Below are 23,120 nucleotides of genomic sequence, written 5' to 3' on the forward strand. Positions count from 1 at the left end.
TCATTGCCTCATTCGAACGCGGCCGGCAAACCCGGTGGTTCGCATAAAACAAAACCCCGCCAAAAAATGACGGGGTTTGTCAGCAGTCTGAGGGCGGCGTTAGTCGCCCTTTTTCGTGCGTATAGTCCCGCCAGCCAGAAGTGATCGGAATTCACGATCTTTTGCGATCTGTTGAAGGTGAGACATGGGTATAGCCAAGCCCTGTTTGCAAAAGAGGATCACCGTTGAACACTATCATCCTAACGAGGCGCGCTCTTGTGCTCGGTGGCGTGAGCGCAGCCACGGCGGCACTGGCGGGCTGCACCACCACGAGTGTCGAACCGGAAACGACTGCCGTTGCTCCAGCCTTCGACAACTCGATCTTTGCCACCATGTATGCGGCCGTGCCGGACGAACAGTTCCCGCTGCCCGCCATTCCCTACAAGCGGATCAACAGGCGTTTCTACCGTCAGATGGTCGCCAATCCGACCGGCGAACGCCCCGGCACGATCGTGGTCGATACCGCCAATTTCTTTCTCTACCTGACCTATGAAAACGGCCAGGCGATGCGTTATGGCGTCGGTCTCGGCCGTCAAGGCTTTGAATGGTCGGGACGCGGAGTCATCCAGTACAAGCGTGCATGGCCGCGCTGGACACCACCGGATGAAATGGTCGCGCGCCAACCCGAGCTCGAGCCCTACAGCATCGCCAATGGCGGCATGGATCCGGGCCTCAACAATCCGTTGGGCGCCCGCGCGCTCTATATTTTCCAGAACGGCGAAGACACGATCTACCGTATCCACGGTTCGCCGGAATGGTGGACCATGGGCAAGGCCGTCTCGTCGGGCTGCGTGCGCATGCTCAATCAGGATATCATCGATCTTTACAATCGCGTGCCACCCAAGGCGCCGTTGGTGGTGACAAGCCTGCCGCGTCCGGTCGACGTGTAAGACGATCACGGGGATGTGCCGACACATCCCCGTTTTCGTATCGGAACGGAACCAAGCGGCCTGTCCTGCGTTTTCAGTCGCTCCCAGCGACAACAGAGAAGGAACGCGTTTTGGCACGAGATCTGAATTCCACCGTCGAAGCCCTGCAGGATCAGCTTTCGCAGCTTCGCTCCGCGATGCAGCAGCAGGCTCGTGAAAAGGCGTCGGAGGCATCCTCCTATTTTTCGCCGCGCGCGCACCGTCTGTCGAAGGAATTGACGCGTGAAGGCTATGGCCTTGCCGAGGCTGCAAAGCGTCACCCGACGGCGGCAACCGGTGCCGTGTTCGGCGCGCTGGCGCTTGGTGCGGTGGTTGGCCTGTTCCTGTCCGGCGCCATCCGCGATCGCGATTGATCACTCCGGCTGGCAAGCTGGCCTGTCGATTTTGAAAGGTGCCCGCCATGATCTCATGGCGGGCAGTTTCCGTTTCAGAACGGGTTGTGAGCGATCACGTTGGAATTGACATCCTTGATATCGCGCTTGCCGCACAGGGCCATGGTGATGTCCATTTCCTTGCGGATGATTTCCAGCGCCGTTGTGACGCCTTCCTTGCCCATAGCGCCAAGACCGTAGAGAAACGGGCGGCCGATATAGGTGCCCTTGGCGCCGAGTGCGACGGCTTTCAGGACATCCTGACCCGAGCGGATGCCGCCATCCAGATGCACTTCCATACGGTCTCCGACGGCCGCCACCATCTTTGGCAGCATGCTGATGGAGGAGGGCGCGCCGTCGAGCTGGCGGCCGCCATGGTTGGAAACGATGATCGCGTCGGCACCGGTATCGGCGGCGGCACGGGCATCTTCCTCGTCCAGAATGCCCTTGATGATCAGCTTGCCGCCCCACAGATCCTTGATCCAGCGGATATCGCTCCATGACAGACGCGGATCGAACTGTTCCGCAGTCCATACAGACAGCGAGGAGAGGTCGGACACATTGGAGGCGTGGCCAACGATATTGCCGAAACCACGACGTTTGGTCTGCAGCATGTCGAGGCACCAGAAGGGTTTCGTCGCCAGTTGCATGGCGCTGTTCAGCGTCCATTTCGGCGGTGCAGACAGGCCGTTGCGCAGGTCCTTATGGCGCTGACCGAGAATTTGCAGATCGGCGGTGACGACGAGCGCCGAGCATTTCGCGACGCGGGCGCGCTCGATCAGCCGCTCGATGAAACCACGATCCTTCATCACATAGAGCTGGAACCAGAAGGGTTTTGTGGTGACCGAGGCAATGTCCTCGATCGAGCATATGCTCATGGTCGACAGCGTGAAGGGCACCCCGGCTTCTTCCGCCGCCTTCGCCGCCAGCATCTCGCCATCGGCGCGCTGCATGCCGGCAAGACCGGTCGGGGCGAGCGCCACGGGCATGGAGACGTCGTGGCCGATCATCTGGCTGGCGAGCGAGCGATTGGTCATGTCGACCAGCACGCGCTGGCGCAGCTTGATCTTCGAAAAATCCTCTTCGTTGGCCCGGTAGGTGCTTTCCGTCCAGGCGCCGCTATCGGCATAATCGAAGAACATCTTTGGCACCCGGCGGCGGGCCATCTTCTTCAGATCGGCGATGGTAAGCGGCTTGGACATGCGAAAAACTCCCTCCCTGACATGCTGTCAGAGAGGTAGCATATGGAGATGGCGAGGGAAGACGGATTCGATGCTATCGAAACATTTTATGATGTTTCGGCGCGTGGTGATTGCGGCGACCAAAATCCAGAAGGATTTTTAGGCCGCATCCTTCGCCTGCCGAATAGGCTGGATGAGTATTTCGGCCGGGATGCCCAGTTCGGCATGAAGCCTGCGGATCATTTCAAGAGAAAGCGGCCGCTTGCGATTGAGGATTTCGGCGACCCTGCCGCGGCTGCCAAGGATCGGTTCCAGATCCTTGCGTGTCAGGTTCTGCTGCTCCATGCGAAACAGGATGGCGTCGATGGGATCGGGAAGATCGATCGGATCGTTGCTGTTCTCGTAATCGTCGATCAGTGCCACGAGCAGATCGAACCTGTCTCTTTCGGGCGTATCGGTCTCCGCACCCCACAAGCTCTTCAGGAGCACCATGGCTTGCTGGTAATCAGCTTCGTTGCGGATGGGTTTGAGGTCAGCCATGTTCCACCGTTGCGGCATCTATGTTGTCGTAATCGCGATGGGTGCCGATCCATTTGATCCAGACCGCTCCACCTCTGAAATCCACCGCGGCAATCAGCCGGTAGTCATTGCCCTTGATGTTGAAGACGACCCGTTCCGAATTGATGATGCTGGCATGCGCATATCTTTTCTTGATATCCGCAGAGGATCGCCACTCGGCCTTCTGCACCTCATGAAACCAGCTATCCAGCGCCGCCTTCAAGGCTGCGCCGCCCTTCTGGCCCTTAGGGCTTTCAGCGAATAGTCTCAGCGTGCGGCGGGAGATTATTCGCATCGGACGATATCACGCTCCCGAATTGGGTGCAATCGATCCCGGCTTCATCGCCTTGCCCGCCACATAGGTCTCCATCACAGCGCGATCGTCACCCATGGTCTGCAGCAGGAACAGTTCTTCGGGCAGCGTGTTCACCGTCTCCATGCGCAGCTTCATCGCCGGCGTCGAGCCGGCATTGAGGACGACGAGATCGGCGACCGAGCCGACATCCAGCGTGCCGATATCGGCGGCCATCGACAGCGCCTCGGCATTGCCTCTCGTCATCAGGTAAAAACTTTCCAGCGGGTTGAGGCGTTCGCCCAGCAACTGCTGGATCTTGTAGGCTTCGTCCATCGTCTTTAGCATGGAATAGCTGGAGCCGCCGCCGATATCGGTGGCGACGGAAACGCGGACCGGTTTTTCACGCCGCATCAGCGCCTTCAGCGGAAAGAGGCCGGAGCCGAGAAAGAGGTTGGAGGTCGGGCAGTGGACGGCGATGCTGCCCGCTTCCGACAGTGCGTCCATTTCGCGTTCGCTCAAGTGGATGGCATGGCCGAGCAGGGTCTTTTGGCCGAGCAGGCCGTAGCGGGCATAGATGTCGGTATAGTCGATCGCCTCGGGATAAAGCTCGCAGGTATATTTGATCTCGTCGTGATTTTCCGACAGATGCGTCTGGATGAACAGGTCCGGATATTCCTGCGCCAGCGCTTGTGCCGCCGTCATCTGTTCCGGTGTCGAGGTAATGGCGAAACGCGGGGTGATGGCGACATGGTTGCGGCCCTTGCCGTGCCACTGTTCGATCACCGCGCGGGTTTCGTCATACCCCGTTTCCGGCGTGTCGAGCAGGCCTTGCGGGGCATTGCGATCCATCATCACCTTGCCGCCGACCATGCACATGTTGCGCTTCAGCGCCTCGGCGAAAAAGGCGTCGGCGGAGGCCTTGTGGACGGAACAGTAGGCGACGGCCGTCGTCGTGCCCTGGCGCAAAAACTCGTCGTAGAAATGCGTGGCGATGCGGGCGGCATGATCGCTTTCGACGAAGCGGCATTCCTCCGGAAACGTGTAGGTGTTCAGCCATTCCAGAAGGTTTGCCGCATAGGACGCGATCACCTGCATTTGCGGGAAATGCACATGCGTGTCGATGAAGCCCGGCAGGATCAGATGTGGACGGTGGTCGATCTCGATCACATCCTCCGCTGCTCCGGCCTTTACCGTTGCATAATCGCCGATCGCGGAAATTCTGCCGTCGTCGCCGACCAGCAGGCCACCGTCATGCTCATAAAAATAGCTTTCGCTGTCGGTGAGCGACTGGGGGGCGCGGTGGAAGGACAGGAGGCGTCCGCGGATGAGGGTGTTTGTCATCTAAAACTCTATTTCGGTGCCACGCTGCTTTCATACCACGCGACGAGCAGCTTGCGTTCCTCAGGCGTGAGGTCGGTCACATTGCCGGGTGGCATGGCGTGGCTTCGTCCCGCCTGGATGTATATCTCGCGGGCATGGGCGGCAACCTCCGCGTCGGTTTCCAGCTTCACCGATTTCGGCGTGAAGGTGATGCCTTCCCAGACGGGTTCGGCGGCATGACACATGGAACAGCGGCTGGTGACGATATCGCGAGCCGCCTCGAAATGGGCGTTGGAGGCGAATTTTTGCTGCATTGATGTCATGCTCGTTTCGGTTTCGCCCGTCAGAATTTTGGGCACGGTCGAAAGCCACATGATGGCGATGAACAGCAGAACCGTCACCAGCCATGTCCATGTCGGTTTGCCCTTGCGGGCATGGGTGGTGTTGAACCAGTGCCGGATCGTCACGCCCATCAGGAAGACCAGCGCGGCGATCACCCAGTTGAACTGCGTTGCGAAGGCCAGCGGATAGTGGTTGGATAGCATGAAGAAGATGACGGGCAGTGTCAGGTAGTTGTTGTGCAGCGAGCGCTGTTTGGCGATGCGGCCGTATTTGGCATCCGGCGTGCGCCCGGCGATCAGGTCGGCGACGACGATCTTCTGGTTCGGGATGATGATGAAAAAGACGTTGGCAGACATGATGGTGGCGGTGAACGCGCCCAGATGCAGGAAGGCGGCGCGGCCGGTAAACACCTGTGTATATCCCCAGGCCATCGCCACCAGCACGATGTAGAGGAGGCACATCAGGCCCCAGGTGTTGTTGCCGAGTGGCGATTTGCAGAGTTGATCATAGATGACCCAGCCGACCCCTAGCGAGGCCAGCGACAGACAGATCGCCTGCCAAGGCTCGAGTTCCAGCATCGTGCGGTCGATCAGGAACAGGTCGGCACCGCCGTAATAAACGACGCAGAGCAGCAGAAAGCCGGACAACCAGGTGAAATAGCTCTCGTATTTGAACCAGGTCAGGTGTTCGGGCATCTGTGCCGGGGCCACCAGATATTTCTGGATGTGATAAAAACCGCCGCCATGAACCTGCCATTCCTCGCCATAGGCGCCGGGCGGCAGATGTGGGCGTTTGACCAGCCCAAGGTCGAGCGCGATGAAATAGAAGGACGAGCCGATCCAGGCGATCGCGGTGATGACATGCAGCCAGCGCACCGCAAGGCTCAGCCATTCCCAGGCTATGGCATATTCATACATTCGGGTTCCCCGATTTGTTCCCCTTTTTCGACAGAGTGCGGAAAAAACGGGGCTGAGGGAAGGGGATAATCGCTGACAGGATGTCGCTCTCCCCAGATCGTACGGCTGTGGAACCGCTTTATATGTTGCGCGTTTTAGCGATTGCGTAAATACAAATTGTGCATCGCAAGATTTGCCAATTAGTCGGCTAATCCGACTCAGCTAATATTTCTCGTGCAAGGCAGCCGGTGAGGTTGAGTATTGCAGTTCACCGGTGGTGCGTTCATCAACGGAGAATGAGCTTATGCGCAGTATTCTGGCGAGTGTGATGATTGCATATGCATCCGGTGCGGCGGCCCACGAGGCGCATACCGGCTGGAAATACGAAAGCTATTGCTGCAACGGTGACAATCATACCGGCGATTGCCAGATGATCCCGACAAAAAACGTCAGGATCGTTAAGGGTGGTTATGAGGTGATCCTCGGCCCCGGCGACCACCGGCTGATCACCCGCAACCACGATTTCAGGCTGCGGCAAAGCGAGGCAAGGCGCTCGAAGGATTCCGAATACCATGTCTGCCTTTATCCCAACGAGGATACGCTGCGCTGTTTTTATGCGCCCGACATGAGTTACTGACGTTTTCGCTCAATCCCTGAAGGTCGGCATCATTTTTCGCATGAACTCGCGAAAAGCGCGGATTTTTAGGGAATTGCGGCGTGCCTCGGGATAAGCGAGCCAATAGTCGCTGCCGTCGGATGCGGTAATATCGAAGGGTTGGATCAGGCGGCCCAAAGCCACGTCGTCCTTATAAAAGTCCGGCCGCAGGATCGCCACGCCCTGGCCGGCAATGGCTGCCGCTGCATGAAAGGCTTGCGCGCCGAACTGGCTGGAGGGCCCGTTCCGGAAATCGGCATCCGGCAGTCCGGCCGCCGCAAACCACACCGGCCACCACACATCGTCGGGATCGATGATGCGCAGTTTCAACAGATCGGCCGGCTCCCTGATGCCGCCGATCGATTGCGCCAGTGCCGGGCTGAGCATGGGCGTAAAATCGCTGGTCATCAGGAAATGCGTCTTCATGCCCGGCCAAGTGCCCTTACCGGAGCGGATCGCTACATCGCCTTCCGTGCGCGAAAAATCGACGACGGTCTGCGATGTCTCCAGCCGCACGGCGATGCCAGGATTTTCCACCTGAAACGTGCCGATATGGTGAGCAAGCCAATGCGAGGCGAAGGTCGCCGTGGTGTGGATGGTCAGTGTGCCTTCAGACTGGTCACGCATGCCGCCGATGGCGTCGCTGATCGCCTGAAACGCCTCCGAGATTTTCGGGGCCAGTTTCTCGCCCGCCTCGGTCAGCGTCACCTGTCTCGGGCGGCGCAGGAACAGAGGCTCACCGAGCGTGTCTTCCAGCAATTTGATCTGGTAGCTGACCGCCGTCTGCGTCATGCCGAGTTCTTCGCCGGCCTTGGTGAAACTCATCAGGCGGGCAGCGGATTCGAACACGCGCAGGGCATTGAGCGGGAATTGTCGCGACAGGTTCATGGATAAGCTCTATTGATCCATGCAGCCGGTAATTCGATTGGATTTCGGCTGCTTTCAGGCGCACCTTATCCTCACAAACATCAAATGCAAGCGGGGTTTCCCGCAGGGCAAGGCGGCCGGAAACCGTGGTTTCCGGAAGGAGAACCTGTGCCCGAAATAGAGGAGAAGCACCATGCTTTCGATATTGCGACAGCCGTTGATCCGGTTCTGGCCGGATGTCGATATTTTGCGTTTTCTGCCGCACCGTGACATGCGTCGGGCCGTTCCGCTTGATCTCGAGGAAATGCCGGAAAACCTGCGGCGTGACATCGGGCTTGACGATGGTCGCGACCGGCGTGGCGAACGGCCTGAGGAGGAGGGCGCGTTTCGGGCGGCGCGGCTGATCTATTCTCAGCGGCCTTTATAATGAGGCCGGCCCATCACGGATGCGACACCGGCCGTTCTGATCTCATTGCCTGTCGTGTCGCGTAAACGGTCAGCAGTTCCGCGGCCACCAGTGCTGCGATCACTTCCGGGCGTTTGTCGCGCACGACATTGCCGCCGATCGGCAGGGTCAGGGAGGAGATCAGGCTGTCATCTTCGCCTTCACGTTTCAGCCAGTGGGCAAAAGTGGCGCGTTTGGTGGCGGAACCGATCATGCCGACATAACCGAGATCGCTTCGGGCAAGGGCGGCGCGGGCGATCAGGAAGTCCAGCGCGTGGTCATGGGTGAGAATGAGCGCAGCGCTGCCGGCCGGCATCCTTTCCACTTCCGCCTCCGGCAGCGCCGTCAGTCTGCTGTCGGTACCGGCTGGAAGCGACCGCAATTCCTCTGCGCGGGTTTCCACCACTATCAGTTTGAAGGGCAGGGGCGAGAGCGCCTGCACAAGCGCGCGGCCGACATGGCCGGCACCGAACATGGTAATGTGCGGCAAGGTTTGGCGTTCCCCTTCGAGCCGATGCCGCAGATTGTCGGCGAGTGCCGGTGTCATGGCCGCGAATGTCAGCCTTGTGCGGCCGCCGCAGCATTGGCCGATTTCCGGGCCGAGCGGGATATCCATCTCGGGCAGGCCGTTGTCGCGAAGCAGGGCGCGGGCGTTGTCGATTGCCATATATTCCAGCTGACCGCCGCCAATCGTGCCCGATACGGCTGTGGGCGAAACCAGCATAAAGGCGCCGGCATCACGTGGCGTCGAGCCTCTTGCCTCCGTCACTTCGACGAGGACAGATCTGGGATGTTCAGCGAGGAAATCGAGAACTGACAGCGGCTGCATGACAGGGACTGTAGCACCACGCATGGCGCTTCGCACCCTCTCGATTTTTGTAGTTTGTGTCATCTTTCGGCGCGTTATACTGGTGCTGTGCACAGAATAACCAGCCGTGCGGGTTAGAAATTTATCAGCATTTTGACAGTAGGTCTTGCGCATCATCAAATACGGCGCCGCGTTACTGCGCGCCGCCAGGATTGCGCTCTCATAACATGGCCAAAAGAGAACCGATTGCTTCGCTGATCCCGGCGTCGCAGGACCTCTATCGCAAGATCGTTTTCGAAATCGCCGATGGCATTATCGGTATTGATAGCCATGGCACGATCCGCCTGTGCAACCCTGCTGCCGAAGCGATGTTTGGCTGGAAGCCGGCTGCGCTTCTGGGCAAGCCGCTTGACGTGCTTTTGCCGGAGCGGCTGCATTCGTTTCATCACAAGCTGGTTTCCGGCTTCGAGCATGGCAATGCCGATGCCCGTTACATGGGCCAGCGAGACGCCAATACGGTGGGGCGCCGCGCCGATGGTTCGGAAATCCATTGCGGCATTACCATCCTGCGCACCTCTGCGGCCGGCGAACCGATGATGATCGCGGTCGTGCGCGATATCAGCGAACATGTGCGCTACCAGAACGATCTGAAACGCCTTGCCGAAACCGACAGCCTGAGCGGCCTTCTCAATCGCCGCGCTTTTCGCGAGCAGGTGGCGCGTCGTCTCTTTTTGGGTACTGACAAAGACGTGTCGGTGACGCTGTTCGATCTCGATGGCTTCAAGAGCGTCAATGACCGCTTTGGCCATGATGCCGGCGATGAGGTGATCGTGCGCTTTTCCGAAGTTCTGCGCAGCACCGTGCGCGCAGAAGACATTGTCGGGCGCTGGGGCGGCGAGGAATTTATTCTTTGTCTGCCCGGACCGGCCGACATGGCGAAAGCGGTGGTGGAGCGCGTTCGTGCGGGCTTTACCGGGATCGACTTTCATTGGGAAGGCCATGAACCGGTGAACCTGACCGTGAGCGCCGGCATTATCACCGTGCCGGCGGCCAGCGCAGGTCTGGACGAGTTGGTAGCCTGTGCCGATAAGGGGCTTTACGAGGCCAAGCGCGGCGGCCGCGACCGGCTGGTTTCTGTCGAGATGGAAGAGGTTGCGCTCGCCTCCTGATTTTTCTGATTATCGAACGGCAGATGTCGTGAATGGCATGGCGAAGCGTGCGGGCATCGGTTATGGCTCATGCCACTTCAACGCGTGATCCTGCATCCATGAAACCCCGCGACCTTGCCATCTATCTTTTTCTCGCCCTTGCCTGGGGCCTGTCCTTCCTTGTCATCGTCAAGGTGGTGGATGCTTTCGGGTTTGTTGCCGCGACGGCGATCCGCTCGTTCATCGCTTGCGGCACGTTGTTCGTGATCGCCAGATTGACCCGTCGCAGACTGGATTTCGGTGATGGCTGGCGACCTTTCCTTGTGGTTGGCGCGACAACGGTAGCGGGTCAGCTTCTCGGTCTTTCCTATGCGACGCCGCTGATCGGCACTGCCATGGCAGCCATTCTGGTTGCTTCCATCCCGCTGTTTTCCATGGTGATCGCCCAGGTCTGGGGTCTGGAGCGCATGAAGGCCAGCGGCGCGCTGGGGCTTGGTCTCGGCACGGCCGGCATCGTGCTGCTCGTCGGTTTCCCGGCCGTGCCGGTGACGAACGAATTCGTGTTTGGCTGCGCGGCGGCTTTGGCTGCGTGCTTCTCCGCCGCTTTCGGCAGCAATTTTGCCAGCCACAGGCTGAAACATACCGGTTCATGGGAAGTCACCATCGGCTCCTTCCTTTTTGGCGGGCTGATTTCGGCGCCTTTCCTGTTCGCCGTGCCGGTGCCGCGCATGCCGGATGCGCTCGATGTGCTGTATCTGCTGATTTCCGCCTGCATCATGAGCGCCACGACCTATGTGCTTTATTTCAAGCTGGTCGCGTCGATCGGCGCGACGAAAGCGATCAGCGTCGAGTTTGCGGTGACGGTCGTGGCGGTGTTTGCCGGTGTGATCGTGCTCGGCGAACCGCTGTCAGCCATACAGATTGTCGGCGCGGCCGTGATCATTCTCGGCTGTGCCATGGTGCTCGGATTGTTCCCATGGCAGCGGACAAAGGTGGCGGCGGTGCCTTTGCCGCATCAGGACGGGGTACCGTGAAAATCTGACTTTTGGTTGCATTTTAAAAGTGCGGTCAATCCAAAATAACCGCTTGCCGTGCATGCTGCATGCATGAGCAATTTTGCACTCGTCACAGTATTGATTTCCGGCACGGTTTTCATGGCCGCTGGCGGCTACACGTTGTTGCCGCGCAAGGCGTTTGATCCGGCCTGCAACATCAAGGGCAATATCTCGATCAATTCCCGAGCCAAAATCTACCATGTTCCCGGTCAGGAAAATTACGAGGATACCAAGATCAGCCCGCAATACGGCGAGCGTTGGTTCTGCTCCGAAGCAGAGGCAAGAGCTGCCGGCTGGCGAAAAGCCGGGCGCTGATTTTCACATCGCCTTCAACCGCTCCACCGCCATCAGCACCCGCTCGGGTGTCGCCGGGGCATCCAGCTTCGGGCAGACCGCATAATCGGCGATACTTGCCACAGCCATCGAGATCGCCTCCAGCACCGAGATCGCCAGCATGAAGGGCGGCTCGCCCACTGCCTTGGAGCGGCCGATGGTGGGCTCGGCATTTTCTGCCCATTCCGCCAGCTTGACGTTGAAAATGCGCGGCCGGTCGGAGGCGAGCGGGATCTTGTAGGTGGAGGGCGCGTGGGTGCGCAGGCGGCCCCTGTCGTCCCACCACAATTCCTCCGTCGTCAGCCAGCCCATGCCCTGCACGAAGGCGCCTTCCACCTGGCCGATGTCGATGGCCGGGTTCAGCGACTTTCCGACGTCATGCAGAATGTCGGTGCGGTCCACCATGTATTCGCCGGTCAGCGTGTCGATCGACACCTCTGAAACGGCGGCGCCATAAGCGAAATAATAGAAGGGATGGCCGCGCCCGGCCGCTCGGTCCCAATGGATCTTGGGCGTCTTGTAAAAGCCGGCGGCGGACAGTTGTACGCGGTCGTAATAGGCGGCGCGCACCAGCGTGTCGAAGGGGACCACTTCCGTGCCGATGCGCACCCGGTTGGGCAGGAATTCGACATCGTCCTTCTCCTCCTTCCATTGACGGCAGGCGAAATCGACAAGTCGGTCTCTGATCTGCCGGGCCGCATCATACGCCGCCATGCCGTTGAGATCGGAACCGGAAGAGGCGGCGGTGGCGGAGGTGTTGGGCACCTTGCCGGTCGTCGTCGCGGTGATTTTTACCCGCTCGATATCCACATTGAAGGCGTCGGCCACCACCTGCGCCACCTTGGTGTAGAGGCCCTGGCCCATTTCGGTGCCGCCATGGTTCAGATGGATCGAGCCATCCTGATAGATGTGCACCAGAGCGCCCGCCTGGTTATAGGCGGTCATGGTGAAGGAGATGCCGAATTTCACCGGCGTCAGCGCGATGCCTTTGCGGATGACCGGGCTTGCCTCGTTGAACTCGACGATGGCCTGACGGCGGGCGCGGTAATCGCTGGATGTTTCGAGTTCCTCGACCAGTCGCAGGATGATGTTGTCCTCGACCTCCTGATGATAAGGTGTGGTGGTGCGCCCCGAGCCCGGCTGGCCGTAAAAATTCAGTTTTCGGATATCCAGCGGGTCTTTTCCCACCGCATAGGCGATTTCCTCGATCATGCGTTCACCGCCGAGCAGGCCCTGCGGGCCGCCGAAACCGCGAAAGGCGGTGTTGGAGGTGGTGTGGGTCATCAGCGGTTTCGAGGTCAGCCGCACATGCGGATAAAAATAGCTGGAATCCGCATGGAAGAGAGCGCGGTCGGTAACGGGACCGGAAAGATCGGCCGACCAGCCGCAGCGTGCCGTATAGGTGGCATCGACCGCATGGATGCGACCGTCTTCATCAAAGGCGACATCGTAATCGACCTTGAAATCGTGGCGTTTACCGGTGACGACCATGTCCTCGTCGCGGTCGGGGCGGAATTTGACGGGTCGTTTCAGCTGTTTGGCGGCCAGCGCTGCGAGGCAGGCAAACAGGTTGCCCTGCGTCTCCTTGCCGCCGAAACCGCCGCCCATGCGCCGTGTCTTCACCTCGACGGCATGATTGGCGATGCCGAGCACATGCGCCACCATATGCTGGACTTCGCTCGGATGCTGCGTTGAGGACCAGACCAGCACATCCTCATCCTCGCCGGGCATGGCAAAGGCGATCTGGCTTTCGAGATAAAAGTGCTCCTGACCGCCGATCTGCATCGAACCCTGCACGCGCAGCGGCGGTTTTTCGATTTCGGTCTCCGGATCGCCGCGCAGCAAAGTCATCGGCTGGGTCACCAGCTTGCCACCGTTTTCCAGCGCGCCCTCGATGTCCGACCAATGGGGCAGGTCGCGATAGTCGATTTTTGCCAGTTTTGCTGCCCGGCGTGCCTGATCGCGGGTCTCGGCAATGACAGCGAAGATCGGCTGGCCATGGAAACGGACTTCGCCTACGGCCAGAAGGGGTTCGTCATGCTGGCCGGTGGAGGCGATGTCGTTGAAGCCGGGCACATCGTCTGCCGTCAGCACGGCGATGACCCCGGGGGCGTTTTTGACCGCTTCCAGATCGACGGAAACGAGTTCCGCATGGGCACGGTCGGAAAGACCGAGCGCGCCATGCAGCGTGCCGGCCGGTTCGGCAATATCGTCGATATATTCGGCGGTTCCGGTGACATGTTTATGTGCTGAATCATGCTTCAACGCGGTGTGCATCGGGCCGTTGATGGTGGTTTTGGGGGAGGTGACGGGTTTGTCCATGTTCACACCTCCTCCATCTCGAAGCGTTGCAAATGTACCGGTGCGCCGGCCGTTTCCAGAAAGAACCGTGTCAGCAGATTTTTGGCCGTCAGGCTGCGGTATTCGGCGCTTGCCCGCCAGTCGGTCAGCGGCTGGTAATCCTCGTCGAAGGCAAGGCTCGCTTGCGACACCGTTCCCCAACGCCATGGCTGGCCGAGCAGCATGGCTTCCACCGCGCGGGCGCGTTTCGGTGTTGCCGCCATGCCGCCAAAGGCGATGCGGATTTCCGCGACATGTCCGGCACTGTCGAGCATCAGATAAAACGCACCGCAGAGCGCGGAAATGTCTTCGTCGCGGCGTTTGGAGATCTTGTGGACGGAGAAAAACGCGTCTTCGTGCGGTTTTGGCACAAGGATTTTTTCGAGAAATTCGCCCGGAAGCCGGTCCTGCTTGCCATAGGCGATGAAAAAATCTTCCAGAGGCAGCGTGCGCGTGCCGTCGAGCGACCGCAGCGTGACGCTGGCGCCGAGTGCGATCAGCGGCGGCGGCGTGTCGCCGATCGGTGAGCCATTGGCAATATTGCCGCCGATCGTACCGGCATTGCGCACCTGCGCACCGCCGATACGGTCGATCAGATCGCTCAGCGCTGGGATTTCCATCAACAGTATCTCGAAGGCCTGCGCGTAAGTCACGCCGGCGCCGAAGGTGATGCCGTCCTCGTCAACCTCGGTCTGCTGCAATTCCACCAGGTGGTTGATAAAAATGACCGGATCGAGCCTGCGCATCTGTTTTGTCACCCACAGGCCGACATCGGTGGCGCCGGCAACGATGGTGGCCTGCGGTGTTTGCGCAAGCGCACCGGCCAGTGCCTCGACGCTGCCGGGGATGATGGAGCGGGCGCCATCCTTTTCGATGACGATCGTTTCGCTCGAGGATTTCAGTGCCCAGAGTTTTGCCATGATCTCGGCGCGGTCGCGTTCCAGCGGATCGAACAGCGCGCTCGGGCGTGTTTGGGACACCAGTTCGGCCGCCTTCACGATCGGTTCGTAACCGGTGCATCGACAGAGATTGCCTTGTAGCGCGAGTTCGATCTCGGAGCGATCCGGCTCCGCGTTCGATAGCCAAAGACCATAGAGCGACATCACGAAACCGGGCGTGCAGAAGCCGCATTGCGAGCCATGACAGTCGACCATGGCCTGCTGCACGGGATGCAGCGTGCCGTCTTTGGCGGCCAGATGTTCGACCGTCACCACATGGGTGGCGTGTAACGATCCGACAAAGCGGATGCAGGCATTGATGGTTTCATAGATCAGCCGGCCTTCGACCAGCCGTCCGACCAGAACGGTGCAGGCGCCGCAATCGCCTTCGGCGCAACCTTCTTTGGTGCCGGTCAGCCGACGGCGCAGACGCAGGTAATCGAGCAGGGTTTCGGTCGGCGAGAAATCGCTTAAGACAACCTCTTCCGCATTGAGAATGAAGCGTATCGCAGAATTCATGTCGTTCCCCGTGAGCTTTGCACCGTTTTCGGTGTCTGTTTGAGCTCCTGAGTCTTGATCCTATTGCGCCGTCCAGCCGCCGTCGATGGAAATATGCGTGCCGGTGATGTTGCGGGCGGCATCGCCGGCCAGATAGAGCGCGGCTGATGCGACGTCGTCGATGCCGACGAATTCCTTGGTGGCCTGCAGGCGCAACAGAACCTCGTCCTTCACCTGCGCTTCGCTGATGCCTTTTTCGCGCGCCTGATCGGGGATCTGTTTTTCCACCAGCGGCGTCAGCACGAAGCCGGGGCAGATGGCGTTGACGGTGATGTTTTCCCGGGCCAGTTCCAGAGCCGCCGTCTTGGTCAGGCCCATGATGCCGTGTTTCGCCGCCACATAGGCCGATTTAAACGGCGATGCGACGAGGCCGTGGGCGGAGGCGATGTTGATGATGCGACCTTTGCCCGCCGACTTCATCAGCGGGATGGTGTGGCGCATGGTGTGGAAGGCGGAGGAGAGCAGGATGGCGATCAGCTGATCCCATTTTTCCGGCGGAAATTCCTCGATTTTTGCCACATGCTGGATGCCGGCATTGTTGACCAGAACATCGATCGTCCCGAATTTCTGCGCGGCGGTCGAAATCATGTCTTCGATTTCATCCGGTCGGGTCATGTCGGCAGGGTGGTGGATGACCTTGCCTGTCGTCAGCGCGGAGAGTTCCGCAATTACGGCTTCGATGGCCGCGGGTTCACCAAAGCCGTTCACGACCACATTGGCGCCATCCGTGGCAAAGGCGCGTGCGATGCCAAGGCCTATGCCGGATGTGGAGCCGGTAATCACCGCTGTTCTTGGCATGTGCTTTCCTCCCGGGCCGCCATGATGCTGCCCGGTAGGCTACGCGTATTTGGGGTTGGCATGCAACGCCGGCATCAGCCTTCGTGCCAGTGATCGCGAATCCAGGGCGTGGGAAGGATGTAGTGGCGCAAGTAGCGGAACAGGCGCTCCCCGTTGCGCAGCTTGCTGTCTAGGCTACTGGCCATGTGGCTGAGTGGTGATCGAGCCTTCTTCTCACAGCCATACCGGCCTTCAGCGGCATGTTGCGGATGCAGGCCACGGGGAAACAGAACGATCCTTGCCGTGGAGGGCAGGGTCGGGGTCAGCATGTAATTGAGCGGAAATGGCCAGCGGCAATCCTGCCGGAAATGCAGAACCGATTTGCGCGGGAAAAATTTGACGCCGCCGGGGGCGTTGCGGGTCACGAAACGCTGCTCGTAGCGGTAAGTGTCGGCGGTCCCCTGAGGGTCGGCGTTGAACTTGTGAAACAGCGGTTCGAGCTTGCCGACGGAGAAACGCAGAACGGAGGATTGGCCGAGACGTTCGAAGGGTGTCGTCTGGTTGCGGGCCATGAAGACGTCGTCCGCGTCACCCACCTCGAAAAAGGGGTCGAGCGAGCCGACGATGACGAGGTCGAGATCGAGAAACAGCACCGTTCCCTGAAGGCTGCCGAGCTGCTTGTTCCACAGCCGGGATTTGCCCCAGATGCCGGGTGTCTGTTCCGGCAGTTTGTCGATACCGAGTGGCGGCAAGTCCTCGCAGAGGATGTCCGCGTTGATATCGGCCCTGTTGTCCGTGAAGCAGGTGAAGGTGAATGGCGGCGTAATATTCCGTTTCACCATAGCGTAGAGACGGTTGATAAATGGGGCACCATATTTGGTGCCCCAGTTGATGCAAATGACCTGTTTTATATCGGATTTTGCGGCAAAAACGCTGTCAGTCATTTCAAAAAGTCTTTCATCGACAATGCTTACGCCCTGACATGCGTTTGCATTGCCACGGGCATCAATAAAGCGGCCCGTTTACGTTTCTTGTTGTCGCCGGACTGCCGCCTTGTTGTAAAAGCGAAAATGTGGCGTAATGTTGTCGGTTAATGCTTGGTAAAAATACGGTGTTTTGCTTGTCTCATTTCGAGGCAGTCCGTATATTTACAATATTATTCAAGTTAATCTGATATCGAGTGCTTCGCGAATTGCCTCGTCGCTTTCGGTTTGCTGCACGACGACGCCGTGCCAGCCAAGGCCGTCATAATCTTCGTAACCCAATGTTTTTGCATAGGCGACGATGGAGCCGTTATTGTCGTAATAGCTGCCGGATGCCTGGCCGTGCTGGCTGGCCAGCATGAAATGTGAGAACATCAGGGCCGGATCGGTGCTGGCGATAACCCGGCTGTCGCCGTCGAGCAGCATCACCGTTGTGCGTTCAGCCGTTTGTGGCGGCAGGTTGGCTTCCTTTTCCACAATCGCCTGGCCCTGGTTTTTCCAGTCGAAATAAACGCCCAGTGTTCCGATCAATTCGCCGTCCGCCTTGCCGCCTTTGCGAATGCCTGTGGCGTAGACGAGCGCGTGATGGCCGTCATGCATCACCGATGGCTTGACGGTGTCGACGATATAATCGTCGCCGGATTTTGTACGCCGGGCGGCTTCGAACCACGGGTCGCCGGATAGCGGCCTGTTGATCAGCTTGCGGTGGAAGCGAGGATTGGCGGAGGCCACCACCGTTCCGTTCAGATCGGTGACGACCAGATCGAGATAGACGGTGTAAAAGCGGTTGATGACGCCAAGGCGCTCGCTCGCAAAGGCAAGGCTTTCCGGCGTCGGTTGCGCCAGTGCCTGCCACAGCGCAGTGTCGGTTGCCCACCAGCGCACATCGGCGGTGCGCTCAAACAGGTTGCGGACGATCAGTTGCACCAGCGTCTGGGCAAGGTCGGTCAGGCGCACGCCTTCCATCTCGTTTACCAGTGCATCGGCCATGTGCCGATTGAGGCCGATGCGGCTGACGACATTGCTTTCGAATTTTGCGGCAATGTCGGATGCCACCTGCGCCAACCGCTGCACCTCGTTGGCAACGACGGCAAAACCCTTGCCCATGTCGCCGGCGCGGGCAGCTTCGATCAGGGCGTTTATGGCCAAAAGCCGTATCTGCCGCACCACATGCGTATTGTCGGCGCTGAACCGCTGCAGATCATTGCCGATCGCCTCCGTGACGAGGCGGACCGAACGAGGTGTCGCGGCTTGCTTGTCATGCATATGCGCTTCGAGAGGGATCATGGCCAATATCCAGAAGTGGTTCAAAATGAAACGTGACAGATTGGCACATTTAGACATTGCAAGATTGTCGAAGTCTTAACGATGAGAGCGACTATTCAGTATTCGTGCGTGCCAATTCTTTGAGCAGATTGATGAATTTAGTTTCAGATGCAGTTTGTTCTAAATTATGATGATCTGTCGTGATTGAGTGAAGTCTAGAAATATTAAGCGCAAGAGTTGAGGTCGTTAAACTTCGACCGATCATTTTCAGCGGCCATCAAGGTCAGTGTCCTATGGGTGTTTTCCATCGGAGGAGGCGCCCATGAAAGAGGCTGAGGATATGAACCAGGCAGCAACGGCGGACGGTTTTACACGCGATACCGCCTACAACAACAAGATGTCGATCTTCTCGCTGATCGTCACGGTCCTGTTCGTGATGTTTCCGCGATTGCCGATGCGCTGGCTGCCGCCGGTGCCGCAATCGGCACCGGACATGCCGCCGAGTCAGAATGCCGGGCGTGACGAGCCGCCGCGCATCGCGGCGGAATAAGTCGCCGTATCCTGATGGGATAAGCCTGTCGGCCGAAGGTTGACAGGCATCATTTGCTTCTGCTCAAACCAAGTCCGGTCATTTCGGGCTTGAGGAGGAGCGATATGGCGGCTGCCAAGGGTTATGTTCTGGCGATCGACCAGGGCACGACATCGACAAGGGCGATCGTGTTCGACAAGGACATGAAGATCGCCGGTTTTGCCCAGGAAGAATTTCCGCAGATCTTTCCCAAGTCCGGCTGGGTCGAGCACGATCCGGAAGACATTTGGTCGAGCGTTCTTTCCACCATTCGCAAGGCGATCAAGGCGGCGAAAATCGCGGCCGGGGAAATTGCCGCCATTGGCATTACCAACCAGCGTGAAACCGTGGTCGTCTGGGATCGGGAAACCGGCAAGCCCATTCACAATGCCATCGTCTGGCAGGATCGCCGCAGCGCCAATGATTGCGAAAAGCTGAAGGCCAGGGGGCTGGAGAAGAAGTTCGTCAGCCGCACGGGCCTGATCCTCGATCCCTATTTTTCAGGCACCAAACTCTCCTGGCTGCTGTCGAACGTCAAGGGCGCGCGGGCGAGGGCGGAAAAGGGTGAACTCTGCTTCGGCACGATCGATACGTTTCTAATCTGGCGACTGACCGGGGCCAAAAGTTTTGTCACCGATGCCACAAATGCCTCCCGGACGCTGATCTACAACATCGGTGAAAATCGCTGGGACAAGACGCTTCTCGACATCCTGAAAATCCCGGCCGTGATGCTGCCGGAGGTGAAGGATTGCGCCGCTGATTTCGGCGTGACCGAAGAAGGGCTTTTTGGCGCGGAAATCCCTATCCTTGGTGTTGCCGGTGATCAGCAGGCGGCGGTGATCGGTCAGGCGTGTTTCGAACCGGGCATGGTGAAATCCACCTACGGCACCGGATGCTTTGCCGTGCTCAATACCGGTGCCAAGATGGTGCGGTCGAAAAACCGTTTGCTGACGACGATCGCCTATCGCCTCGATGGTGAGACGATCTATGCGCTGGAGGGTTCGATCTTCATCGCCGGTGCCGCCGTGCAATGGCTGCGCGATGGTCTGGGGGTGGTGGAAAAGGCATCGCAGACCGGTGAACTGGCGGCAAAAGCGGATCCGCAGCAAGAGGTCTATCTCGTGCCGGCCTTTACCGGGCTGGGCGCGCCGCATTGGGATGCGGAGTCGCGTGGCGCCATGTACGGGCTGACCCGCAATACCGGACCGGCGGAATTGGCGGCCGCTGCACTTGAAGCCGTCTGCTTCCAGACGCGTGACCTGCTCGACGCCATGCATAAGGATTGGCGTTCGGCATCCGGTGAGGACACCGTTTTGCGTGTCGACGGCGGCATGGTGGCTTCCGACTGGACGATGCAGCGGCTGGCCGACCTGATCGACGCACCCGTCGACCGCCCGACCATTCTGGAAACCACGGCACTCGGTGCGGCCTGGCTTGCCGCCAGCCGCGCAGGTCTGTGGCCGGACCGAAAGACCTTTGCCAAGACCTGGGCGCGCGAGCGGCGGTTTGAACCGGAAATGAGTGCGAAAACCCGCAAGGCAAGGCTGAAGGGCTGGAAGGATGCAGTCAGGCGGACATTGAGCGACAGCTGACATGTGCGCAAGGCAGCTCGCGCCGCTGCTACTTGATCGTTTCGCCTGGATAGACGCCCCATAACGAGGCCTGTTCGACATAACCCGAAAGGTTGTGGCCGATAAGGGATACGCGGCAGAAATGGCCGTCGCAATCGTCCAGCCGCATCAGCACGCGTGCCTCAAGGTCGGCGATAACGGAGGCGCGCGTGGATGCCGACCGATAAAGCGGCACGGATGTATCGACCCATGGCCCGATCACGGCAGTTCGGCGGCCGGATAGAAGTGGCGCATACATCCAGCCGGTAATGCCGTCGTAATCGCGCACCTGTCGCCAGTTGCCGAATTCCTCGGTGATCTCCATCGGCAGGCCCTGTACCTTGTAGACCCAGCGGCTGCCGTTGTCGGTCGAGGGGCCAACGCGCATGCGGGAATTGCCGAATTTCAGCGAGACGTAACGGGGAACCGGAAAGCCGGTCTCGCGACCCTTTTTCCAGCCGGCATTAAAGGCCGGTGCGGCCTCCACGGGATCGCTGACGCCGGCAGGCGCAATGAGGGCGGCTGCCAGCGCAATGCCGACGAGTACGGCCGAAAAGGCCACGGCGATCCTGCCGTGGCGCTTGTTCTTTTTCTTCATGGCCTGTTGTCGCGGCCGCATCGGCGCGTTCGTCACATCAGTTGCAGCGGTTCGCTTCGTTGAGCGCCGCCGTGACGCCGGAGAGCGAGTAGGAATACTGCGTATTGGTGCCGCGAGCCGAGGTGGCGCTGAGGCTCATGCTGGCGCCGCCGCGCATGGCTGTCACCATGGCCGGCTCACGGTCCTTGTTGCGTACCCAGGCGGCATTGTCCTTGGGCTGCATGTCAAAGCGGTTGCCGTCAATGCTGACGGTCACGTCTGAGGTCGAACGCAGGTCGTAACCCATGATCGCCTGCGGCATGACGGCGCCGCTGCCCTGCGGTGCGACGATGAAGAAATTGTCGCCGTGATTGACGGAGGCGGGCTGCGACGAGGTCGGGACGCTGAGCGCATAACAATGTTTGCGGCCGCCGCTTTCATAGGAATAGACGCCCCAGGCATCGAACTGTTTTACGCGTGCGGGCTGGGCCTGCGCGGCAGCGACGGAGAGAAGGGTGATGGAAACTGCAGCGGAAATGGACTTGACGAGCATCGGATGTCCCTGACGATTTGGTGTTGGCATAAAGGTCTGGACAGACCGGCCGGCGAAGCCCGATCAAAAGCGGGCCGGGTTACTCATTAGTTAAAATCTTAGCTTTCCGCTGTTCAAGGAGCCTCACGAAGCCGTGAAGCCGCCGTAATGCTGCCGTCTGTTGGCCATAGAGCCATGCGCAATAGGTGGCTCATTAAGTATGCCATGCTAAGGCGGGGACAAGCGGCAAAGGTGATTGCATCGACCATTGCCGAAGGGATAATGTCTCCCGCCATGGGCTGGGTCTGGCAGGCCGCGTATCTTGCGCGCGGTCCAAACGCGTGATGGGACTATAATGCGCATGATTTCCGTGGCCCGCAGCCGCCTTCTTTATATTGTTGCCGGCCTCATTTTTGCTGCTCTCAGCCTGTCCGCAAATGCTGCCCGCGCGGGTTACGCGCATTTTATCGTCGATGCGAATTCGGGTGAAGTTTTTGCCGCCGAAAATGCCGATGTTCTCAATCACCCGGCATCGCTGACCAAGATGATGACGCTCTACATCGCTTTCGAGGCGATCAGGCAGGGGCGTCTTTCCTGGGATCAGCAGATCATCATGACCCCGAATGCGGCGGAAAAGATCCCTTACAAACTGGGGATCGGTGCAGGCAAGCCACTCACGTTCCGCGAAGCAGCCTATGCGACAGCGATCCGTTCGGCCAACGATGCCGCGCAGGCGATCGGCGACCATATCGGTGGAAATGAAGAGAATTTTGCGCAGATCATGACCGCGAAGGCGCGGGCGCTCGGCATGCGCAGCACGGTGTTTCGCAATGCGTCCGGTCTTCCTGATGATGCGCAGGTGACGACGGCGCGCGACATGGCCGTTCTTGCCGCCGCGCTGATCCGCGACTATCCGCAGGAATACCGCATCTTCTCCGAACGCTCGTTCAATTTCCGCGGCCGCACCATCCGTGGGCATAACAACCTGATGTATCGTTATGCCGGCATGGACGGTGTGAAGACCGGTTATGTCAACGCGTCCGGTTTCAATCTCGTCAGCGCCGTCAACGCCAACGGCCGCCGCATCATCGGAGTCGTTCTCGGTGGCAAGACCGCCCGCAGCCGCGATGCCCAGATGGAAGCGCTGCTGGACCGGGCGCTTGGCCGGGAAGCACTGGTCGCCGAAGCGGACAGCAAGCGCCCGGCCGCCGGTGTGGCAGCCAGTGTCGCCACAGAACCGGCAAACGTGCCTTTGCCATTCCGCAATCCGTCCAGCAACGAGGTTACGGCGCAGACGAAACTGGCCGGCCGGCAATCCTCTGATCTGCCGGGCGTTAGCCGTTCCGCGCCTGTGCAGGCTCTCGCATTGGGAGCATCGTCGCGTTCAACTGCACAGGCGGGTATCGCGGCGATTGCTCCATCTGCGCCGGGTGGGGCTGTCGTCTCGGCCGATCCGAATGGCTGGCGGGTGCAGATTGCCGCGGCCGGCAGCCGCAGCACGGCCTCGCGGCTTCTGACGCGTGCGCAGGCCATTCTTGCTGATCATTTCGGTTCTGTGGCGCCGCTTATCAACGAGGCGACCAGCGGTTCCGGTGCTGCGATGTTCCGGGCGCAGCTGGTCGGTTTCGGTGATCGCAAGGGCGCGATGGAAGCCTGCAGCGCTCTGCAGCAATATGCGGTCGAATGTTTCGTGCTCAAGGGATCCGGCTGAGGGCAAGGGCGGGACCAA

At 59.6% G+C, this 23,120-nt stretch carries 24 protein-coding genes; 10 read left to right on the forward strand and 14 right to left on the reverse strand.

Going from position 1 to position 23,120, the window contains the following annotated elements; translation table 11 throughout:
- Positions 1–224: 224 nt before the first annotated feature.
- Together J2T09_RS21105 and J2T09_RS21110 are read left to right on the forward strand one after the other, a co-directional pair.
- Positions 225–929, forward strand: coding sequence for a L,D-transpeptidase (locus J2T09_RS21105; protein ID WP_306838163.1), 705 nt, complete (start codon positions 225–227; stop codon positions 927–929).
- A gap of 110 nt (positions 930–1,039) precedes the next feature.
- Positions 1,040–1,321, forward strand: coding sequence for a hypothetical protein (locus J2T09_RS21110; RefSeq protein ID WP_306838165.1), 282 nt, complete (start codon positions 1,040–1,042; stop codon positions 1,319–1,321).
- Positions 1,322–1,395: 74 nt separating this feature from the next.
- On the opposite strand, the gene J2T09_RS21115 is transcribed toward J2T09_RS21110, so the two are convergent.
- From J2T09_RS21115 to puuD, 5 genes are all read right to left on the reverse strand, one after another.
- Positions 1,396–2,541, reverse strand: a complete 1,146-nt coding sequence (locus J2T09_RS21115) for an alpha-hydroxy acid oxidase (RefSeq protein WP_306838167.1) — start codon at positions 2,539–2,541, stop codon at positions 1,396–1,398.
- 138 nt (positions 2,542–2,679) lie between these two features.
- Positions 2,680–3,060 (reverse strand): helix-turn-helix domain-containing protein, encoded by a 381-nt coding sequence (locus tag J2T09_RS21120; protein WP_306838169.1) that lies wholly within the window; start codon positions 3,058–3,060, stop codon positions 2,680–2,682.
- Positions 3,053–3,373, reverse strand: coding sequence for a type II toxin-antitoxin system HigB family toxin (locus J2T09_RS21125; RefSeq protein ID WP_306838171.1), 321 nt, complete (start codon positions 3,371–3,373; stop codon positions 3,053–3,055). Before J2T09_RS21125 ends, J2T09_RS21120 begins: the two co-directional genes overlap by 8 nt.
- Before the next feature lie 9 nt (positions 3,374–3,382).
- Positions 3,383–4,714 (reverse strand): guanine deaminase, encoded by a 1,332-nt coding sequence (gene guaD, locus J2T09_RS21130; RefSeq protein ID WP_306838173.1) that lies wholly within the window; start codon positions 4,712–4,714, stop codon positions 3,383–3,385.
- Positions 4,715–4,722: 8 nt separating this feature from the next.
- Entirely contained in the window at positions 4,723–5,952 is a 1,230-nt protein-coding gene (puuD, locus tag J2T09_RS21135) for a urate hydroxylase PuuD (RefSeq protein WP_306838175.1), read from the reverse strand.
- Between the two features lie 283 nt (positions 5,953–6,235).
- Between puuD and J2T09_RS21140 the strand changes: the two genes are divergently transcribed.
- A complete protein-coding gene (locus J2T09_RS21140) occupies positions 6,236–6,568 on the forward strand; it encodes a hypothetical protein (protein WP_306838177.1) in 333 nt (110 codons plus the stop codon).
- Between the two features lie 9 nt (positions 6,569–6,577).
- On the opposite strand, the gene J2T09_RS21145 is transcribed toward J2T09_RS21140, so the two are convergent.
- Positions 6,578–7,474, reverse strand: a complete 897-nt coding sequence (locus tag J2T09_RS21145) for a LysR substrate-binding domain-containing protein (RefSeq protein ID WP_306838179.1) — start codon at positions 7,472–7,474, stop codon at positions 6,578–6,580.
- Positions 7,475–7,646: 172 nt separating this feature from the next.
- On the opposite strand from J2T09_RS21145, the gene J2T09_RS21150 reads away from it, so the two are divergent.
- The gene (locus tag J2T09_RS21150; RefSeq protein WP_306838181.1) at positions 7,647–7,880 is read left to right on the forward strand and encodes a hypothetical protein; all 234 of its coding nucleotides are present in this window, start codon (positions 7,647–7,649) and stop codon (positions 7,878–7,880) included.
- Between the two features lie 13 nt (positions 7,881–7,893).
- Here the strand turns inward: J2T09_RS21150 and xdhC are convergent, their stop codons facing one another.
- Entirely contained in the window at positions 7,894–8,727 is an 834-nt protein-coding gene (gene xdhC, locus J2T09_RS21155; RefSeq protein WP_306838376.1) for a xanthine dehydrogenase accessory protein XdhC, read from the reverse strand.
- Positions 8,728–8,933: 206 nt separating this feature from the next.
- Here xdhC and J2T09_RS21160 point away from each other — a divergent pair, with 206 nt between their 5' ends.
- The 3 genes from J2T09_RS21160 to J2T09_RS21170 all read left to right on the forward strand — a co-directional run bounded on the left by J2T09_RS21160 (position 8,934) and on the right by J2T09_RS21170 (position 11,224).
- Positions 8,934–9,875: a sensor domain-containing diguanylate cyclase gene (locus J2T09_RS21160; RefSeq protein ID WP_306838183.1), complete on the forward strand. Its 942-nt coding sequence runs from the start codon at positions 8,934–8,936 to the stop codon at positions 9,873–9,875.
- A 98-nt stretch (positions 9,876–9,973) separates the two neighbouring features.
- Complete coding sequence (locus J2T09_RS21165) at positions 9,974–10,888, forward strand: DMT family transporter (protein ID WP_306838185.1); 915 nt, start codon at positions 9,974–9,976, stop codon at positions 10,886–10,888.
- A gap of 120 nt (positions 10,889–11,008) precedes the next feature.
- Positions 11,009–11,224 (forward strand): sunset domain-containing protein, encoded by a 216-nt coding sequence (locus J2T09_RS21170; protein ID WP_306838378.1) that lies wholly within the window; start codon positions 11,009–11,011, stop codon positions 11,222–11,224.
- Between the two features lie 3 nt (positions 11,225–11,227).
- Here the strand turns inward: J2T09_RS21170 and xdhB are convergent, their stop codons facing one another.
- The 5 genes from xdhB to J2T09_RS21195 all read right to left on the reverse strand — a co-directional run bounded on the left by xdhB (position 11,228) and on the right by J2T09_RS21195 (position 18,125).
- Positions 11,228–13,564 (reverse strand): xanthine dehydrogenase molybdopterin binding subunit, encoded by a 2,337-nt coding sequence (gene xdhB, locus J2T09_RS21175; RefSeq protein ID WP_306838187.1) that lies wholly within the window; start codon positions 13,562–13,564, stop codon positions 11,228–11,230.
- A 2-nt stretch (positions 13,565–13,566) separates the two neighbouring features.
- Positions 13,567–15,039: a xanthine dehydrogenase small subunit gene (xdhA, locus tag J2T09_RS21180; protein ID WP_306838190.1), complete on the reverse strand. Its 1,473-nt coding sequence runs from the start codon at positions 15,037–15,039 to the stop codon at positions 13,567–13,569.
- Between the two features lie 60 nt (positions 15,040–15,099).
- Positions 15,100–15,876, reverse strand: coding sequence for a 3-hydroxybutyrate dehydrogenase (locus J2T09_RS21185; RefSeq protein WP_306838192.1), 777 nt, complete (start codon positions 15,874–15,876; stop codon positions 15,100–15,102).
- A gap of 74 nt (positions 15,877–15,950) precedes the next feature.
- Complete coding sequence (locus J2T09_RS21190) at positions 15,951–16,799, reverse strand: glycosyl transferase (protein ID WP_306838194.1); 849 nt, start codon at positions 16,797–16,799, stop codon at positions 15,951–15,953.
- Between the two features lie 216 nt (positions 16,800–17,015).
- Positions 17,016–18,125, reverse strand: coding sequence for a methyl-accepting chemotaxis protein (locus tag J2T09_RS21195; protein WP_306838196.1), 1,110 nt, complete (start codon positions 18,123–18,125; stop codon positions 17,016–17,018).
- Positions 18,126–18,426: 301 nt separating this feature from the next.
- Here J2T09_RS21195 and J2T09_RS21200 point away from each other — a divergent pair, with 301 nt between their 5' ends.
- Positions 18,427–18,654: a hypothetical protein gene (locus tag J2T09_RS21200; RefSeq protein ID WP_306838198.1), complete on the forward strand. Its 228-nt coding sequence runs from the start codon at positions 18,427–18,429 to the stop codon at positions 18,652–18,654.
- A gap of 104 nt (positions 18,655–18,758) precedes the next feature.
- Complete coding sequence (glpK, locus tag J2T09_RS21205; protein WP_306838201.1) at positions 18,759–20,264, forward strand: glycerol kinase GlpK; 1,506 nt, start codon at positions 18,759–18,761, stop codon at positions 20,262–20,264.
- Between the two features lie 28 nt (positions 20,265–20,292).
- Here the strand turns inward: glpK and J2T09_RS21210 are convergent, their stop codons facing one another.
- A complete protein-coding gene (locus tag J2T09_RS21210; protein ID WP_306838203.1) occupies positions 20,293–20,880 on the reverse strand; it encodes an SH3 domain-containing protein in 588 nt (195 codons plus the stop codon).
- 37 nt (positions 20,881–20,917) lie between these two features.
- Positions 20,918–21,412, reverse strand: a complete 495-nt coding sequence (locus J2T09_RS21215) for an invasion associated locus B family protein (RefSeq protein ID WP_306838205.1) — start codon at positions 21,410–21,412, stop codon at positions 20,918–20,920.
- A gap of 334 nt (positions 21,413–21,746) precedes the next feature.
- Between J2T09_RS21215 and J2T09_RS21220 the strand changes: the two genes are divergently transcribed.
- The gene (locus J2T09_RS21220; protein ID WP_306838207.1) at positions 21,747–23,102 is read left to right on the forward strand and encodes a D-alanyl-D-alanine carboxypeptidase family protein; all 1,356 of its coding nucleotides are present in this window, start codon (positions 21,747–21,749) and stop codon (positions 23,100–23,102) included.
- The last annotated feature ends 18 nt before the right edge of the window (positions 23,103–23,120 follow it).

The organism is Neorhizobium huautlense (assembly GCF_030811685.1).
Lineage (GTDB): Bacteria > Pseudomonadota > Alphaproteobacteria > Rhizobiales > Rhizobiaceae > Neorhizobium > Neorhizobium huautlense_A.

Bases quoted from the DNA above. Each gene is read 5' to 3' on its own strand.
- J2T09_RS21140 (WP_306838177.1), top strand. From the start codon at position 6,236: ATGCGCAGTATTCTGGCGAGTGTGATGATTGCATATGCATCCGGTGCG.
- J2T09_RS21145 (WP_306838179.1), bottom strand. From the start codon at position 7,474: ATGAACCTGTCGCGACAATTCCCGCTCAATGCCCTGCGCGTGTTCGAA.
- J2T09_RS21185 (WP_306838192.1), bottom strand. From the start codon at position 15,876: ATGCCAAGAACAGCGGTGATTACCGGCTCCACATCCGGCATAGGCCTT.
- J2T09_RS21190 (WP_306838194.1), bottom strand. From the start codon at position 16,799: ATGACTGACAGCGTTTTTGCCGCAAAATCCGATATAAAACAGGTCATT.
- glpK (WP_306838201.1), top strand. From the start codon at position 18,759: ATGGCGGCTGCCAAGGGTTATGTTCTGGCGATCGACCAGGGCACGACA.
- J2T09_RS21120 (WP_306838169.1), bottom strand. From the start codon at position 3,060: ATGGCTGACCTCAAACCCATCCGCAACGAAGCTGATTACCAGCAAGCC.
- xdhA (WP_306838190.1), bottom strand. From the start codon at position 15,039: ATGAATTCTGCGATACGCTTCATTCTCAATGCGGAAGAGGTTGTCTTA.
- J2T09_RS21170 (WP_306838378.1), top strand. From the start codon at position 11,009: ATGGCCGCTGGCGGCTACACGTTGTTGCCGCGCAAGGCGTTTGATCCG.
- puuD (WP_306838175.1), bottom strand. From the start codon at position 5,952: ATGTATGAATATGCCATAGCCTGGGAATGGCTGAGCCTTGCGGTGCGC.
- J2T09_RS21150 (WP_306838181.1), top strand. From the start codon at position 7,647: ATGCTTTCGATATTGCGACAGCCGTTGATCCGGTTCTGGCCGGATGTC.
- J2T09_RS21165 (WP_306838185.1), top strand. From the start codon at position 9,974: ATGAAACCCCGCGACCTTGCCATCTATCTTTTTCTCGCCCTTGCCTGG.
- J2T09_RS21160 (WP_306838183.1), top strand. From the start codon at position 8,934: ATGGCCAAAAGAGAACCGATTGCTTCGCTGATCCCGGCGTCGCAGGAC.
- xdhC (WP_306838376.1), bottom strand. From the start codon at position 8,727: ATGCAGCCGCTGTCAGTTCTCGATTTCCTCGCTGAACATCCCAGATCT.
- J2T09_RS21195 (WP_306838196.1), bottom strand. From the start codon at position 18,125: ATGATCCCTCTCGAAGCGCATATGCATGACAAGCAAGCCGCGACACCT.
- J2T09_RS21115 (WP_306838167.1), bottom strand. From the start codon at position 2,541: ATGTCCAAGCCGCTTACCATCGCCGATCTGAAGAAGATGGCCCGCCGC.
- J2T09_RS21125 (WP_306838171.1), bottom strand. From the start codon at position 3,373: ATGCGAATAATCTCCCGCCGCACGCTGAGACTATTCGCTGAAAGCCCT.
- J2T09_RS21220 (WP_306838207.1), top strand. From the start codon at position 21,747: ATGCGCATGATTTCCGTGGCCCGCAGCCGCCTTCTTTATATTGTTGCC.
- xdhB (WP_306838187.1), bottom strand. From the start codon at position 13,564: ATGGACAAACCCGTCACCTCCCCCAAAACCACCATCAACGGCCCGATG.
- guaD (WP_306838173.1), bottom strand. From the start codon at position 4,714: ATGACAAACACCCTCATCCGCGGACGCCTCCTGTCCTTCCACCGCGCC.
- J2T09_RS21210 (WP_306838203.1), bottom strand. From the start codon at position 20,880: ATGAAGAAAAAGAACAAGCGCCACGGCAGGATCGCCGTGGCCTTTTCG.
- J2T09_RS21215 (WP_306838205.1), bottom strand. From the start codon at position 21,412: ATGCTCGTCAAGTCCATTTCCGCTGCAGTTTCCATCACCCTTCTCTCC.
- J2T09_RS21200 (WP_306838198.1), top strand. From the start codon at position 18,427: ATGAAAGAGGCTGAGGATATGAACCAGGCAGCAACGGCGGACGGTTTT.